Genomic DNA, 578 nt, shown 5'->3' with positions numbered 1-578 from the left:
TACCAACGGGTGTGCAAGTCGCTGTAGTAAAAGTAACGAACCCAGCTGGGTTGGAGAAGGTTGGCAACAGCTTGTATCGCAAGACTCCAAATGCACATCCGGATGATTTCGAACTCTCTCCTGCAAATGATCCAGCACTAGGTACTGGAGCGATCATTTCCGGTCAACTGGAAATGTCCAATGTGGAGCTGACGAACGAGTTGACAGAGATGATCGTCGCTCAACGCGGCTTCCAGGCGAATTCCAGAATTATTACAACCTCAGACGAGGTACTCCAGGAGATATTGAACCTGAAGCGTTAATGTTATAACCAGCTGATTCGGCTCGAGGGCGATTCGTTCGCCCTCGAACAATCGGCTTACTGATTGGGTTGTCAGGAGGGAAATTTGTGATACCTGTTACACGCTTGAATGGGAGCAAACTTACACTCAACGCCTTGTTGATCGAGATGATTGAAGAAACGCCGGACACGCTAATTACGATGACGACCGGCAAAAAATATATCGTTCTCGAAGAGGTACCCCATGTGGTAAGCTTAGTAAAAAATTACATGCAGCAGATCCTGTCTCTTATACACA

2 protein-coding genes are annotated in these 578 nt (G+C 47.1%); both read left to right on the top strand.

Annotated elements, in window-relative coordinates; all coding sequences use genetic code 11:
* The coding region (locus tag AC1DWB_RS37025; protein ID WP_477546009.1) for a flagellar basal body rod C-terminal domain-containing protein at positions 1–302 on the top strand (302 nt) is incomplete at its 5' end.
* Between the two features lie 86 nt (positions 303–388).
* A partial coding sequence (locus tag AC1DWB_RS37020) for a flagellar FlbD family protein (protein WP_477546008.1) occupies positions 389–578 on the top strand: 190 nt, incomplete at its 3' end.

The organism is Paenibacillus sp. P4_E11 (genome assembly GCF_056401635.1).
This window is presented reverse-complemented; position numbering and strand designations above follow the sequence as displayed.